Origin of the sequence: Microbacterium sp. BLY, from assembly GCF_017939615.1 — a bacterium.
Classification (GTDB): domain Bacteria; phylum Actinomycetota; class Actinomycetes; order Actinomycetales; family Microbacteriaceae; genus Microbacterium.
In genome coordinates this window covers 940,287-954,463 of the sequence record NZ_JAGKSR010000001.1, presented here as the reverse complement: position 1 = coordinate 954,463, position 14,177 = coordinate 940,287, and the positions used below count along the sequence as shown (strand labels likewise).

The 14,177-nt window shown below is 71.1% G+C and carries 12 protein-coding genes; 10 read left to right on the top strand and 2 right to left on the bottom strand.

The window, feature by feature from the left end; genetic code table 11:
• The first annotated feature begins 8 nt into the window (after nucleotides 1–8).
• The 9 genes from KAF39_RS04880 to KAF39_RS04840 all read left to right on the top strand — a co-directional run bounded on the left by KAF39_RS04880 (nucleotide 9) and on the right by KAF39_RS04840 (nucleotide 11,081).
• Nucleotides 9–896, top strand: coding sequence for a DUF58 domain-containing protein (locus tag KAF39_RS04880; RefSeq protein WP_210676208.1), 888 nt, complete (start codon nucleotides 9–11; stop codon nucleotides 894–896).
• Entirely contained in the window at nucleotides 883–1,371 is a 489-nt protein-coding gene (locus KAF39_RS04875) for a hypothetical protein (RefSeq protein WP_210676207.1), read from the top strand. The genes KAF39_RS04880 and KAF39_RS04875 overlap by 14 nt, the downstream gene beginning before the upstream one ends.
• A complete protein-coding gene (locus KAF39_RS04870) occupies nucleotides 1,362–2,348 on the top strand; it encodes a VWA domain-containing protein (RefSeq protein WP_246878233.1) in 987 nt (328 codons plus the stop codon). Before KAF39_RS04875 ends, KAF39_RS04870 begins: the two co-directional genes overlap by 10 nt.
• Nucleotides 2,345–3,397, top strand: a complete 1,053-nt coding sequence (locus KAF39_RS04865) for a VWA domain-containing protein (RefSeq protein WP_210676206.1) — start codon at nucleotides 2,345–2,347, stop codon at nucleotides 3,395–3,397. Before KAF39_RS04870 ends, KAF39_RS04865 begins: the two co-directional genes overlap by 4 nt.
• Before the next feature lie 203 nt (nucleotides 3,398–3,600).
• Nucleotides 3,601–7,104 (top strand): PKD domain-containing protein, encoded by a 3,504-nt coding sequence (locus KAF39_RS04860; RefSeq protein ID WP_210676205.1) that lies wholly within the window; start codon nucleotides 3,601–3,603, stop codon nucleotides 7,102–7,104.
• 126 nt (nucleotides 7,105–7,230) lie between these two features.
• Complete coding sequence (locus KAF39_RS04855) at nucleotides 7,231–7,980, top strand: hypothetical protein (RefSeq protein WP_210676204.1); 750 nt, start codon at nucleotides 7,231–7,233, stop codon at nucleotides 7,978–7,980.
• Nucleotides 7,977–9,077, top strand: a complete 1,101-nt coding sequence (locus KAF39_RS04850) for a hypothetical protein (RefSeq protein WP_246878232.1) — start codon at nucleotides 7,977–7,979, stop codon at nucleotides 9,075–9,077. The genes KAF39_RS04855 and KAF39_RS04850 overlap by 4 nt, the downstream gene beginning before the upstream one ends.
• Nucleotides 9,078–9,162: 85 nt before the next feature.
• Nucleotides 9,163–10,617 carry a cardiolipin synthase gene (gene cls, locus KAF39_RS04845; RefSeq protein WP_210676202.1) on the top strand — a complete coding sequence of 485 codons (1,455 nt, stop codon included), beginning with the start codon at nucleotides 9,163–9,165 and terminating at the stop codon, nucleotides 10,615–10,617.
• Nucleotides 10,618–10,673: 56 nt separating this feature from the next.
• A complete protein-coding gene (locus tag KAF39_RS04840) occupies nucleotides 10,674–11,081 on the top strand; it encodes a pyridoxamine 5'-phosphate oxidase family protein (RefSeq protein ID WP_210676201.1) in 408 nt (135 codons plus the stop codon).
• A 22-nt stretch (nucleotides 11,082–11,103) separates the two neighbouring features.
• Here KAF39_RS04840 and KAF39_RS04835 read toward each other — a convergent pair whose 3' ends face one another.
• Nucleotides 11,104–11,811, bottom strand: coding sequence for a ZIP family metal transporter (locus KAF39_RS04835; protein ID WP_210676200.1), 708 nt, complete (start codon nucleotides 11,809–11,811; stop codon nucleotides 11,104–11,106).
• 115 nt (nucleotides 11,812–11,926) lie between these two features.
• Between KAF39_RS04835 and argG the strand changes: the two genes are divergently transcribed.
• Nucleotides 11,927–13,372: an argininosuccinate synthase gene (gene argG, locus KAF39_RS04830; RefSeq protein WP_210676199.1), complete on the top strand. Its 1,446-nt coding sequence runs from the start codon at nucleotides 11,927–11,929 to the stop codon at nucleotides 13,370–13,372.
• A gap of 54 nt (nucleotides 13,373–13,426) precedes the next feature.
• Here the strand turns inward: argG and KAF39_RS04825 are convergent, their stop codons facing one another.
• Nucleotides 13,427–14,125, bottom strand: a complete 699-nt coding sequence (locus tag KAF39_RS04825) for a GntR family transcriptional regulator (protein ID WP_210676198.1) — start codon at nucleotides 14,123–14,125, stop codon at nucleotides 13,427–13,429.
• Nucleotides 14,126–14,177: the final 52 nt, after the last annotated feature.

Here is a 14,177-nt window from a genome sequence, read left to right as displayed (position 1 = left end):
TCCGCCAGATGCCCAGCCTGATCACGCAGGTGAAGAGCAAGCTCTTCATCCACTCGAACCGCAAGTCGCTGCACGCGCTCGACGGCGCGTACGCATCGCTCCTGCACGGGCGGAGCCTCGACTTCGAGGACCTGCGGAAGTACGAGTACGGCGACCAGGTGCGCGATATCGACTGGCGCGCGACCGCCCGCCTCGGGACGCCGCTGGTCAAGCGATCGCGCGCGACGCGGATGCACACCGTGATGTTCGTCGTGGACACGGGCCGTTCCATGAGCGCCCTCGCCGCCGACGAACGCTCGAAGAAGGAGCTCACCATCCTGGCGACCGGGGCGCTCGGCGTGCTCACCCTGCGCCACGGCGACGACTTCACCGTCGTCTACGGCGATTCGTCGCGCGTCCGCCGCCTCGCGCCGGGGCGCAGCGAGGGTGCGCTCGAGCACGCCCTCCGTACGATCGACCGCGCGGTCGACGACGCGGCGGCGCCGAGCGACCGCGACGCCCTGCTGTCGTTCGTCACCCGGACCATCGCGCGCCGGATGATCGTGGTCGTCGTCACCGACGAGGCGCCGGTGACAACGGAGACCGAGCGGCTGCTGCGCCGCCTGCGGGTGCAGCACGACGTGCTGTGGCTGACGCTCCGCGACGCGGAGCCGGTGCTCGATCATCGCTCCGGTCGTCGGCGCGCGGACGTCGACAGCCGCTGGGAGGTGCCGGACTTCGTGCAGGGCGACCGCGCCATCGTGCAGGAGCTCACGGCGCACCGCGACGCCGACGCCGCCCGCCTCGCCGACCTGCTGACGCGGATGGAGATCAGCCACGCCGCCCTCGACGGCCAGGACGACGCCGTCCCGCAGCTGCTGCACCTGCTGAACCGGAGGTCCGATGCCCGGTTCTGACGACCTCTACCCCCCGGCGCAGTACGGATGGGGATGGATGCTGCTCGCGCTCGGCATCCTGGCGCTGCTCATCCTCGGTGTGTGGCTGCTGTTCCACCTCACCCGGCCGCGCCCGGCCGGAACGGGCACCCCCGCGGACGTGGACCGCCCGTCCACGCTCGATGTGCTGTCCGCGCTGCGTTCCGAGTACCTCGACCGCATCGATCGCGTCGAGCACGACTACCGCGAACGTCGACTGTCGGCGCGCCAGGCCAACCTCGAGCTCAGCCGCGTCGTGCGCACCTTCGTCAACGAGTACAGCGGCCTGGAAGCGCCGGTGCTCGCCCTGGACGACCTCGTCGCCCGTGGCGTGCACCCCGCCCTCATCGACGCGATGGGACGCCACTACTACCCGAGCATCTTCCGGCAGGGGCCCGTGATCGACCCGGTCGCCGGCGCCGCGGCCGCCCGGACGGTGGTGCGCGCATGGCACTAGCGAACGTGTGGATGCTGCTCGCCGCGGCGGGCGTGATCGTCGTCGCGGTCGTGGCCGGGCTCGTGGTGGGGCTGCGCCGTCATCGCGATCCGCGCACGGGCGACACGGCCCGCATCGCCCGGGCCGAGCGGCTGCGGGCGCTGCCCTCGTTCCGGCAGGCGCTGTCCCGTCGCGTCGTGGCGCTGACCGGACTCGTCGCCCTGGGTGCGGCCGCCGCGCTCGTCGCGGGCGTCGTCGCCGCCCGGCCGATGTCGGCCCAGACCGTCCAGCCCGTGAACACGAGCCGCGACATCATGCTGTGCCTCGACGTGTCCGGTTCCATGTCGGAGGTGGATGTCGAGGTGCTGTCCGTGTTCGATGAGCTGCTCGACGGCTTCGAGGGCGAACGCATCGGTCTGACGATCTTCAACAGCTCCCCCGTGCAGATCTTCCCCCTCACCGACGACTACGACTTCATCCGCGAACACCTCGCGAGCATGATGAAGAGCTTCGACTACGTCGACGAGATCCCGGAGCACTGGCGGGGCACGCTCAACGGCGACGGGGCCTCCCTGATCGGTGACGGCCTGGCCGCGTGCACCATGGGCTTCGACCACCCGGACGACGACCGGTCGCGGTCGGTCATCTTCGCCACCGACAACGAGATCAACGGCGCCTCCATCGTGACGCTCGAGGAGGCCGCCGCCTACGCCGCCTCGAAGAACGTGCGGGTGTTCGCGATCAACCCCGTCGAGGGCAAGGACACCGAGGTGAGCGCCGAGCTCGCGGCGGCGGCCGAGGCCACCGGGGGCGCGGCCTACGGCCTGCGCGACACGACCACCGTCGGCGACATCATCGACGAGGTGCAGGAGCAGGAGGCCACGGCGCTGCGCGGCGAGGCCCAGGTGGTCTGGACCGACACCCCCAACCTGTGGATCGCGGTGCTCGCGGTCCTCGCTCTCGGCTTCGTCATCCTGGTGTGGAGGGTGCGCCTGTGATCTTCCAGCCCGTCCTCCCCGTCTTCCTCATCGTGCTCCTGTGCGCGGGAGTGGCCGCCGTCGCCGTCTGGATGCTCGTGCGGGCACCGCGGGTGTCCGGGGCGGCCGTCACCGACCGCCGCGCCCTCGCCGCCCATCGGTCGCTGTGGGCGCTGCGGCTCGTGATGATCCTCGCCTGTGCCGTGATGCTGCTGCGGCCCGGTGTGCCGGGCGGATCGACGCAGACGCTGGCGACCGACACGGACATCGTGCTCGTCGTGGACACCACGGCGAGCATCGTGGCCGAGGACTGGGCCGACGGCGCTCCCCGCCTGGACGGCGTGCGCGCCGACGTGCGCGCCCTCGTGGAGGAGTACCCCGGAGCCCGTTTCGCCCTCATCACGTCCGATGCGGCGGCGGAGCTGCGGATGCCGCTGACGACCGATACGACCGCGCTCATCGGCTCCCTCGACGTCCTGCGTCCCGAGGTGACCAGCCAGTCGCGCGGCAGCTCGATCGGGGTGGCGGCGCCGCTGCTCCGCGAGACGCTCGCGTCGGCCGCCGAGTCGTCGCCGGACCGGTCGCGCATGGTGTTCTACTTCGGCGACGGCGAGCAGACGACCGGCTCGACGCCGGAGTCGTTCGCCGACAGCGCGCGGTACACCGATGCGGGCGCCGTCTTCGGCTACGGGACCGCGGAGGGCGGCCCGATGCGCGTGACGACCGGGGGTCTCGGTGACGGCGGATCGGAGTACATCCAGTACCAGGGCGCGGACGCGCTCTCCACGATCGACGAGACGAACCTCCAGACGATCGCCGAGCAGCTGGGCGTCGAGTACGAGCACCGTGAAGCCGACGTGGCCCCCACGCTGCCGGAGGCTCCGGCGAGCACCACGGCCTACGCGGATGCCGGAGAGGTCGGCAACGTGACCGAGCTGTACTGGATCGCGGCGCTGGTGGTCCTCGCCGCGCTGGGCGTCGAGCTCGCCAGGGCGACGACGCTGATCGCTCGGCTTCGCGGCCTTCGCGCGCCCGCGCCCGGTCGCGCGGTCCGCTCCGACGGACGCTGACGCGCCCGCATCGGGCTGTGGACGGCGTGTTCTCACACCGTCGCGGTGGTATCATGTTACCCGTCGGCGGCTCTCATGCCGCCGACGGGGGCTCGCCGGTACGAGCCGCCGTGGTCCGAGCATCCTGGGGGAGCTCTGGCGGTCCGTCGTCCGGCGTGGAAGACCGACGTGGGGTCGGTCATCGAAAAAGACTGGGGAAAAACATGGGGAAAAGAGCTGTCTTTCAGCGCGCCCGAACGGGCGTGGCCGGAGTGGTCGTGGGGGTGATCGTCGCCGCCGGACTCGTCTCGCTCGGAGGGGGTGCGGCCGCCGCGGCGGAGCCGCCGGACACGGTGCCGCCGCTGTTGCAACGCGACGACGACGTCGTCACCTCCGATCCGATTCCGACCGTCCAGATCGACAACGGGTACGTCTGGGCGCAGACCACGATCGGCACGACGGTGTACGCGGTGGGCAAGTTCGACAACGCCCGCGAGCCGAAGGCCGAACCGGGCACGGCCCTGACGGCACGCTCCAACGTGCTGGCCTACGACATCGAGACCGGCGCCCTGCTCCCGTTCGCGCCCACGGTCAACGGCGTCATCAAGGCGGTCGCGGCATCGCCCGACGGATCCCGCATCTACATCGGCGGCACCTTCAGCAAGGTCAACGGCAAGGACCGCTGGAACATCGCGGCGCTCGACGCGAAGACCGGCGAACTGGTCCCGGGCTTCGTCCCGTCCATCGGCGGCTCCGGCGTCTACGCGCTGGCCACGTCGGGCACGACCGTGTATGCCGGCGGGCTCTTCACGCAGGCCAACGGCACCGCGCGGAACAATCTGTCCGCGTTCGACGCGAAGTCCGGCGCGCTCCTGCCGTGGGCGCCGAAGACGGATCTGCAGGTCGACGCCATGGTCATGGATCCGGCCGGTGAGGACACGATCATCGGCGGACGCTTCTCGCAGGTCAACGGCAACACCGAGATGCGCGGCAGCGCGTCGGTCGACAAGATCACCGGAGAGCTGAACACCGAGTGGGAGCTGGTGAAGACGGTCAAGAACGGCGCCGGCTCCGGCACCTACGCCGGCAAGGCCGGGACGTTCGGACTCGCCGTCGACGCCACCGGGGTGTACGGCACCGCCTGGGGCTTCGCGGACGTCGCGACGTCCAGCCTGGAGGGCACGTTCGCCGCCGAGGCCGGCACCGGCAAGGTCCGCTGGATCGCCGACTGCCTCGGCGACCACTACGGCGTCTACTCCACAGGGAAGGTCGTCTACACGACGAGCCACACGCACGCCTGCGACACCGCGGGTCTCCACCCCGAGCAGAGCCCGCGCATCCACCGCTACTCCGAGGCCTACACCGCAGACGCCCGCGGCGTGCTGGGCTCGCAGGAGCGCTTGGACATCCGCAAGAACTGGGTGGGCACGCCCGCCCCGTCGGCCTACAACTGGACCCCGGACTGGGGCGTCGGAGTGACGACGGGTCTGGGTCAGGCCGGCCTCTCCATCACCGGAACGGGCGACATGATCTCGATCGGTGGCGAGTTCCGCTCCGTCAACAACGGGCAGTTCGAAGGGCTCGTCCGCTTCTCGACCGCCCCTCCGGGCGGCCCGAAGGACGGACCCCGGCTGTCGGGGGACAAGTGGGCTCCGACCGCGACGTCCCTCACCTCCGGCCACGTGAAGGTCACGATCCCCGCCAACTGGGACCGCGACGACCTCACGCTCACCTACGAGCTGCGCCGCGGCGACTCGGCCACGCCACTGTTCACCACCACGATGGACGCCACCTGGTGGAACCGGCCCGCCGTCACGTTCGACGACACGACGGCCCCCGTCGGCTCGCAGCAGGAGTACACGTTCACTGCCACGGACGGCGATGGTCACACGGTCTCGAGCAGCACGGCGACGGTCACCGTGGCCGGATCGACGCCGCCGTACTCCAACGCGGTGCTGGCCGACGAGCCCGCGCTGTACTACCCGTTGGGAACCACCGAGCAGGACGTGGCGGGCACGAACAGCCCCATCTTCCGCTCCGGGACGAAGCCGCTCTCGACGGGCATCCCGAAGAGCGTGACGGGCGCGACGGCGCTCGACGGCTCGAAGACCGGACGGATCGACACCACCACGAAGATCCCGGCGCCCGCCTCCCACTCCGTCGAGATCTGGTTCCAGACGTCGACGACGCAGGGCGGTCTGCTGTTCGACTTCGAGAGTTCGGCCGCCGGCTATGCCACGCGCTACAACCGCAACGTCTACATGACGAATGACGGCCGCCTGAACTTCGGCGTCTACAACGGCGGCACGAAGGTCATCACGACGTCGGCGGCGTACAACGACAACCGCTGGCACCACGTCGTCGCCTCGTTGAGTCCCGCGGGGATGAAGCTCTTCGTCGACGGGACGCTGAACACCCAGCTCACCACCGTCACCAGCGGCCCGCAGTTCGACGGGTACTGGCGGATCGGCGGCGGGAACCTGGCGAACTGGCCGAATGTGCCGACCTCGACGTTCCTCACGGGAAACATCGATGAGTTCGCCGTCTACCCGTACGGGCTGAGCGCCCCGCAGGTCAAGACGCACTACTGGGTGGGCAGGGGCTCCACCGCCCCCGTCGCCGCCTTCACCGCCAGCGCGTCCGGGTTCGACGTGGCGTTCGACGCGAGCACCTCGGTGCCGCCGGGAGCCAACACGATCTCGGCCTACCGGTGGGACTTCGGTGACGGGACGACGGGCACGGGCAAGACCCCGACGCACACCTACGCGAAGCCCGGGACCTATCCGGTCAAGCTCACGGTCACCGACAACCAGAACCTGGTCGGGTCGGTCACCAAGCCGGTCCTCGTGCAGGGGCCGAACACGCTGCCCACCGCCTCGTTCACGCTCTCCGCGGCGGAGCTGACGGCATCGGTCGACGCCTCCGCATCGACCGACGCCGACGGCAGCATCAGCAGCTACCGCTGGGACTGGGGTGACGGCACGACGGGCGAAGGCGCGTCGGCGACGCACACGTACGCGACGGCTGGGACGCGGACGGTCACCCTCACGGTGACGGACGACGTCGGCGGCACGGCGACGACCACGCAGGAGGCCGTCCTGACGGAGCCCGCACCGCTCGCGAACGACGAGTTCGACCGGACGGCCGGGCCGGGCTGGGGCGACGCCCTCATCGGCGGCACCTGGAAGATCGCGGGCGGTTCCGCGGCGGCGGCCACCGTCGCCGACGGCTCCGGAACGCTGAAGCTGGGCGCCGGGGAGACGCGGCACGCGACCCTGAACACGCCGACGGTGGCGAGCCCGGCGCTGGAGACGACCTTCCGGATCGACCAGGCCTCGACGACCGGCGGCGCGTACGTCGGCGTCATCGCCCGGGACTCGGCTGCGGGGCGGTACCTCGTCCGCGCCTGGCTCCGCCCCGACGGGACGATCTGGCTGGTGGCGCATCGCGACGGCACGCTCCTCGCGACCCGCGTGCTCAGCGGCGTCCCGGTCACCCCGGGCAGCCCGTACACGCTCAAGGTGGCGGTGACGGGCACCGACCAGGCATCGCTGACGGCGAAGCTCTGGGCCGCCGGCACGACCGAGCCGTCCGACTGGCAGCTGCGGGCGACCGACGCGACACCACTGCCGGCGGGAGGCGTGGGACTGAGCGGCAGCCGTTCGGCGAGCGCGACCACTCCGCTCGCGGTGTCGTTCGACACGTTCCGCGTCACCCCGGCCGAATAGTCCGGACGACGCGCCCGCACGAACGCCGGTCTCGGTCCTCCGAGGCCGGCGTTCGTCGTGGACCGCGTCGTTCCCGCACCGCGGATAGGATGTTCAGACGCCGACGACAGGGGAGGGAGGACCGTCGTGACGCCTGCGCAGGACGCCGCCGCAGCCCTCCTCCAGTCGAACCGTCGCCGCCGTCTCGTCCGCCGCTGGGTGCTGATCGGCACCCTCCCGCTCACGCTGGCCGCCCTGCTCTTCGTCGGCAAGCTGCTCAGCATGTACGCCTTCGCGCATCAGGCCATCACCGCCTACGTCGTCGACGACTTCGCCGGCTCCGAGGCGTCCGCTCGCGGTCAGGACGTCCTGAACTGGTTCGAGCCGTACAAGGCGCCGTACAACATCGGCACCGCGCTCGCGGGCGCCGAGCAGCTCCCCGACTCCCGCGCCGAGCTGGAGCGCGCGCTCGACCTGGCCCACGGCCTCGAGGTGTGCGCCGTCCGGGTCAACCTCGCCCTCGTGATCGAGCGCATGGGCGACGCCGCCCGCGCGGACGGCGACGGGACCGCCGCGACCGCCCTCTACGGCGAAGCGCTCACCGTCACGGTGGAGACGCCGGAGGAGTGCCACAGCGACGAGGCCCAGCAGCAGTCTCCCGATCCCGAGCGCGACATGTCCGACACACTGGACAACACCGAGGACCGCCTGAAGCAGAAGCAGCAGGAGCAGGACCAGGAGCAGCAGCCGCAGGAGCCGCAGGACGAGGAGGAGAAGCCGCAGCCGTCGGAGGACAAGCTGCAGGACCTCCAGGACAAGCTCGAGCAGGGGACGCAGGAGCGCGACCAGCAGCAGGGCGACGAGCCCGGCGGCACCGGGACGGACAAGCCGTGGTGAGCGACCAGGAGCGGCAGCGGGCCCGCTACGTCGGAGGTACCGAGGGAGCACCGCCCGTCCCTCCCCCCGGCGGCTATCGGGGCGCCCGACGGCAGCAGCAGCTCGACCTGACTCCGCCCGCGCTTCCGCTCCCGCCCGTCGAGGAGACGAAGGCACCGGCCCGCCCGATCGGCTGGATCGCACTGGTCGCCGCCATCCTCTGGGTCCTGATCCTGTTCGGCACGCTCGTCGTGGGCGGCACCGATCTGCTGTACGGGGTGACGATGATCACCGTGCAGCTGGTGGTGCTCGGCGTCATCGTCGCCGCGCTGTGCACTCCCGGAGGGCGGCGGCTGGGCATCATCGCCCTCATCCTCACGGTCCTGTTCAACGTGGCCACCGTGGGGGCGCTCAGCGCGTTGCGCACTTCCGCGTCCGGCAACTACGACGGCGCCAAGACCGCCGAACAGCGCCACGCGGAGGCGTATCCCGGGATCAAGGGCACCGATCCGCAGGAGGCACTCACCCAGCAGTCGATGGAGGAGGTGCGCGCGGAGGCCGACGCGCTCTTCGCCGACATCCGCGAACGGCTCACCGCCGACTTCGGATTCACGTGGGTGCAGGTGGGCGAGGAGGACGTGCGGCCGGAGCGCAACGGCTACGGCGGCGAGTCGATGCTGTCGGAGTACACCTCCTCGGCCTGGGCGACCGAGCAGCCGGTGCAGGGCTATGCGTACAAGCTCGAGGTCATGGCGGCGATCGACGAGGTCGTCGCCGCGCACGGACTGTGGAACCTGTACTCGTTCAACGACCCGACGAACTCCGGCATCGACCCGTCGATGATCGCGAAGCTCTACGGCAGCGACGACCCGCGCACGCAGACGACGTGGGAGTACTACACCGAGAACTACCCCGACCCGCTGCGCTTCTATGCGAACATCTACGACCTGTCGAACGACGCGGACGGCGGGTTCCGCGCCTCGCGGGAGGCGCAGACGGCGCGCACCGGCGAACCGCTGGAGGGGCTGCAGCTCGTAGTCATCGCCGGCAAGGTGCTCAGCGAGGACGACCGCGCCGAGTTCGAGCAGCGGCTCCAGGAGTACCCCGGATTCGAGTGACCGGGCCCCACCCCGGGCGGGCGAGGGCGGCTCGACGGACGACCGGCGAGCGCGGAGGATGAGCTTTTCGCGCAAAGGATCACGCATGAACGCTCTGGCCTCCGCCAACCTGATCTGGACGATGGCCGCGCTCCTCGTCCTCGCCCTCAACATCGTCGCCCTCATCATCGTCCCGCGAGGCCGCAAGCCCACCGCAGCGATGGCCTGGCTGCTGCTGATCTTCCTCGTGCCGTTCGCCGGATTCGCCGTCTACCTGCTCATCGGCAGCACCCGCCTTCCCGCGCACCGGCGCGCGCAGCAGCGGGAGATCACCGCGCGGATCGCGGCCCGCCCCGTCGTCGAACCGGACGGCGATGCGCCCCGCTGGCTGCAGCGCGTCGCGCATCAGAACCGTGCGCTGACGGGGCTGCCGGTCGTGTCCGGCTCGAGTGCGACGCTCCTGGACGGGTACCAGGAGTCGATCGACGCCATGGCGGCGGCCGTCGACGCCGCGGAACGGTACGTCCACGTCGCGTTCTACATCGCCGCCCTGGATGAGACCACCTCCGGGTTCTTCCGCGCGCTGGAGGCCGCGGTGGCGCGCGGTGTCCGGGTGCGCTTCCTGGCCGATCACGTCGCGTCCCGACGGATCCCGGGGTGGAAGCAGACCTTCGCCGCGCTCGACCGCATGGGCGTGTCCTGGTCGTGGATGCTGCCGGTGGAGCCGCTCCGCGGGAGGTTCCAGCGCCCGGACCTCCGCAACCATCGCAAGCTCGTCGTCGTGGACGGCGACGTCGGCTTCGTCGGCTCCCAGAATCTGATCTCCCGCGACTACGACGCCGAGAAGAACATCCGCCGCGGGCTCCAGTGGCAGGAGCTCGTGGCGCGTGTGGAGGGGCCCGTCGTCGGCCAGATCGACACCGTGTTCCGGATGGACTGGCTCGCGGAGACCGGGGAAGACCTCGGCGACGCGCCCGTCGCCGAGGGCGGCATCGGCGCGCGCTCCGGGGACCTCCAGTGCCAGCTGGTGCCCAGCGGTCCGGCGTACAGCACCGAGAACAACCTCCGCCTGTTCCTGTCCCTCATCCACGGCGCGCAGGACAGGGTGATCATCACCAGCCCGTACTTCGTCCCCGACGAGGCCATGGTGTACGCGATCACGACGGCCTGCCAGCGAGGACTGGACGTGCAGCTCTTCGTGTCCGAACTCGGCGATCAGGGCATGGTCTACCACGCGCAGCGGTCCTACTACGAGACGCTGCTCCGCGCCGGCGTGCGGATCTTCCTCTACCCGGCCCCGTACATCCTGCACGCCAAGCACCTGTCCGTCGACGACGACATCGCCGTGATCGGATCGAGCAACATGGACATCCGCTCGTTCAGCCTCAACGCGGAGATGTCCCTCCTGGTCCGCGGGGAGTCGTTCGTGACGCAGATGCGGACCGTCGAGCAGAAGCACCGGGACGCGGGGCGCGAGCTGACGCTCGACGAGTGGCTGCGGGAACCCGCCCGGTCCACGTTCCTCGACGGCGTGTTCCGGCTTACCTCCGCGTTGAACTGAGCCCTCGATCCTTCGCCACCCGCGAACTACGCTGGTGCCACACGAAGGGAGTCCGCATGATCCACGAACTCGATGAGCAGCAGTCGTACGAGTTGCTGGCGACCACGACCGTGGGCCGGGTCGGATTCGTCGCCGACGGACGGGTGCAGATCCATCCGGTGAACTTCGCCGTGTCCGGTCACGAGCTGCTCCTGCGCACCGCCCCGCACGGCCGCCTGGCGGCGTTGTCGGCCGAACCGGTGGCGGTCGCGTTCGAGGTGGACTACCACGATCCGATCGGCGGCCGCGGCTGGAGCGTGCTCATGCACGGGACGCTCGCGCGGGTGCCGGAGGACGAGGCGGCCGCAGCGGCCGCGCGGGTCAACCCGTGGGCCGGCGACGACCGCGACCTCCCGCTGTCCTTCCGCATCGAGAGCCTGTCCGGGCGCAGCGTCCGGCGCGACGCGCGCGACGGGGGCGTCTGACCACCGCGCTCCCGACCCGGGATCAGGACGCGAAGGCGAGGCCGGCGGCGAGCGCGAACCCGAGGACCGTCGCCAGGCCGGTGGACTCCTTCGCCTTCGACTGCGCCTCGGGCACCATCGAGTCGACGAGCATGACGAGCAGGGCGCCGGCCGCGAAACCGCTCGCGCCCGCGCGGAAGACCTCGTCGGTGACGCTGGCGAGCGCGAAGCCGGCGACGGTCGCCGCCGCGCAGAGTACCGCGACGCCGCCCCACAGCAGCAGTACCCGCGGCCGCCGCATGCCTCCGTCGAGGAGGTCCGCGGCGGAGCCGATGGACTCCGGGAGGTTCGACACGAGGATGGCCACGACGAGGGCGATGCTGACCGGCTCCCCCGAAGCGAGTCCGATGCCGAGGACGAGCTGTTCCGGGATGCCGTCGAGGAGGGCGCCCACCGCGAGCTGTCCGCCGCCGGCGTCGCCCTTCTTCCTCGCGGCCCTGGCATCGAGGATCCGCGCGGCGGTGTAGTAGCTGAGGGCGCCGAGCGCGACGCCGGTGACGAGGGGGATGGGGCCGCCGCGGTCGAGCCCCTCCTCCCACAGCTCGAAGGCGATGGAGGCCATCAGCGCGCCGGCACCGAACCCGAGCACGATGCCCAGCCATCGCGGCGGCCACGTGCGGAGCATCGCGAGCACGGCGCCGACGAACAGGGGTGCCGCCGCGACGGCTCCCCACAGAATCGCTCCACCCATGCGCCCATCTTCCCGCCGACCCACCCCTTTCTGCGCGAGCCACCCCTCTGCGTGCGTCCGAAAGGGGCCGGAACACACGAAAAGGGGTGGGTCGCGCGCCGATAGACTGGGAGCCATGTCCAAGGTCCTCCAGTCCCTGCCCGTCGGCGAGCGCGTCGGCATCGCCTTCTCCGGAGGACTCGACACCTCCGTCGCCGTCGCGTGGATGCGCGACAAGGGCGCCGTGCCGTTCACCTACACGGGAGACCTCGGACAGTACGACGAGGACGACATCGCGTCGATCCCCGGCCGGGCGCTGGAGTACGGTGCCGAGGCCTCGCGGCTCATCGACTGCAAGACGGCGCTGGTCGAGGAGGGCTTCGTCGCCCTCGCCTGCGGCGCGTTCCACATCCGCTCCGGCGGCAAGACGTACTTCAACACCACCCCGCTCGGCCGCGCGGTCACCGGCACGCTGCTCGTGCGCGCGATGCGCGAGGACGGCGTCGACATCTGGGGCGACGGCTCGACCTACAAGGGCAACGACATCGAGCGGTTCTACCGCTACGGCCTGCTCGCCAACCCCCGTCTGCGCATCTACAAGCCCTGGCTCGACGCCGACTTCGTCACCGAGCTCGGCGGCCGCCAGGAGATGAGCGAGTGGCTCGTCGCGCACGGCTTCCCGTACCGCGACTCCGCCGAGAAGGCGTACTCGACGGACGCGAACATCTGGGGTGCGACCCACGAGGCGAAGACGCTCGAGCACCTGGACGTCTCGCTGGAGACCGTAGACCCGATCATGGGCGTCAAGTTCTGGGACCCGTCGGTCTCGATCGAGACCGAGGATGTCTCGGTCACCTTCGAGGGCGGCCGCCCCGTCGCGATCAACGGCGTCGAGTTCGGCGACCCGGTCGCGCTGGTGCAGGAGGCGAACGCGATCGGCGGACGCCACGGCCTCGGCATGAGCGACCAGATCGAGAACCGCATCATCGAGGCGAAGTCGCGCGGCATCTACGAGGCTCCGGCCATGGCGCTGCTGTTCGTCGCCTACGAGCGCCTCGTCAACGGCATCCTCAACGAGGACACCCTGGCGACGTACCACGAGCAGGGGCGCCGCCTCGGCCGCCTCATGTACGAGGGCCGCTGGCTCGAGCCGCAGTCGCTCATGCTCCGCGAGTCCATCCAGCGCTGGGTCGGCTCGACGATCTCGGGCACCGTGACCATCCGGCTGCGCCGCGGCGACGACTGGACGATCCTCGACACGGTCTCCCCGAACCTGTCGTACGGCCCGGAGAAGCTGTCGATGGAGCGCGTCGGCGACGCCGCGTTCGGCCCGGTGGACCGGATCGGTCAACTCACGATGCGCAACCTCGACATCGCCGACTCCCGGGCTCGCCTGGAGCAGTACGCGGGCCTCGGCCTCGTCGGCGGCGCGACCGGCGAGCTCCTCGGCCGGGTGACCGCAGGCGAGTCCGCCGAGATCACCGAGTCGGTGCACGGCTCGATCTCCGAGGCGGACGAGACCCTCGCCGATGCCGTCGACACGGCCTCCGAGCGGGCGGCCTTCGACTCCGGCACCGACTGAGCCGGTCGGCGGCGCCCCGGTCTCACCGGGCGCTCCGCCGTCCGGCTCGGGCGGTCAGGATGCCGCGGCGAGCGGGCGCGCCTGCGACACCGCACGGTCGACGACCCCCGGCAGCACGTCGTCGAACAGGGTGATGACCGCGGCCCGCATCGCACAGGCGTCGCGGGCGGGCAGCACACGGGCGATCCCGGCGACGGCGGCGCGCACGTCCGACCAGTCGAACGCGCCGCCCACCCGGCGTGCGAAGCATCCGAGGAGCGCGCCCAGGCTCGCCAGCAGCTCCGCCCGGTCCGTGTTGCCCTCGATCCGTGCGAACGCGATCGCGAGGGCGCGCACCCCCGCGGTGAAGGCCGCGACGTCCCGTGCCCGCACCGCCAGATCCACATCGTCGACGAGCTCCGCCAGATAGACGACGTCATCCTCATGGATCATCGTCATGGTGTGCCGGATGGACCCGATCCAGACATCGCCGAACAGCGCCACGACGTCGCGCGCGCGGTCACCGTCGAACGTCGTCACCCGGCGCCTGCCGTCGCGGCGCACCGCGACCAGTCCGGCGGCGGTGAGCGCATCCACAGCGCGGCGGATGTCTCCGACCCCCGCACCGAACGCGGCGGCGAGCCGCGCGTCGTCCAACACCATCCCGGCCGGCAGGGTCCCGGACAGGATCGCCTCCGTCAGCCGATCCTGCAGCCCGCAGCGCGTCGCCCCCGGTGTCGCGCTGTCCGCGAACGTGAAGTCCTTCTCGATCATGGCGCCCCCCGCCGATCCCCGGACCGGCCCGCCGGAGCCGCCGGTCCGGACC

Coding starts and splice junctions, on each gene's coding strand:
- KAF39_RS04880 (WP_210676208.1), top strand. CDS start 9: ATGCCCAGCCTGATCACGCAGGTGAAGAGCAAGCTCTTCATCCACTCG.
- KAF39_RS04875 (WP_210676207.1), top strand. CDS start 883: ATGCCCGGTTCTGACGACCTCTACCCCCCGGCGCAGTACGGATGGGGA.
- KAF39_RS04870 (WP_246878233.1), top strand. CDS start 1,362: ATGGCACTAGCGAACGTGTGGATGCTGCTCGCCGCGGCGGGCGTGATC.
- KAF39_RS04860 (WP_210676205.1), top strand. CDS start 3,601: ATGGGGAAAAGAGCTGTCTTTCAGCGCGCCCGAACGGGCGTGGCCGGA.
- cls (WP_210676202.1), top strand. CDS start 9,163: ATGAACGCTCTGGCCTCCGCCAACCTGATCTGGACGATGGCCGCGCTC.
- KAF39_RS04840 (WP_210676201.1), top strand. CDS start 10,674: ATGATCCACGAACTCGATGAGCAGCAGTCGTACGAGTTGCTGGCGACC.
- KAF39_RS04835 (WP_210676200.1), bottom strand. CDS start 11,811: ATGGGTGGAGCGATTCTGTGGGGAGCCGTCGCGGCGGCACCCCTGTTC.
- argG (WP_210676199.1), top strand. CDS start 11,927: ATGTCCAAGGTCCTCCAGTCCCTGCCCGTCGGCGAGCGCGTCGGCATC.
- KAF39_RS04825 (WP_210676198.1), bottom strand. CDS start 14,125: ATGATCGAGAAGGACTTCACGTTCGCGGACAGCGCGACACCGGGGGCG.